The organism is Pseudomonas tremae, from assembly GCF_001401155.1.
GTDB classification, from domain to species: Bacteria; Pseudomonadota; Gammaproteobacteria; order Pseudomonadales; family Pseudomonadaceae; genus Aquipseudomonas; species Aquipseudomonas tremae.
The window spans coordinates 1-332 of sequence record NZ_LJRO01000462.1; the positions used below are offsets into that span (position 1 = coordinate 1).

The window sequence follows — 332 nt, forward strand, 5'->3', positions numbered from 1 at the left end:
CGTCAGGACTACGCATACGATGACGGCGACCGACTGCTGTCAATCGAGCGCAAGCCGACGGACACCGGCAGAAAGCTCGGCGTCAGCGCTGAGAAACTCGAATTTGCCTACGACCTGCTAGGCCGTCTCGTCAAAGAGACCACCCCGCAGGGCGCACTGGCCTACGAGTACGATCCACTCAGTAACCTGACCACGCTGACGCTTCCCACCGGCCAGCACCTGAACCACCTGTATTACGGCAGCGGTCACCTGCACCAGTTGAACCTCGATGGCCAACTGATCAGCGACATGGAGCGTGACGACCTGCACCGCGAGATCTATCGCACCCAGGG

1 protein-coding gene is annotated in these 332 nt (G+C 60.8%); it reads left to right on the forward strand.

All coding sequences use genetic code 11. The annotated features are described in order from the left end of the window. Positions 1 to 332 (forward strand): RHS repeat domain-containing protein (locus ALO43_RS25790; protein WP_162235629.1); only part of this gene is annotated, 332 nt, incomplete at both ends.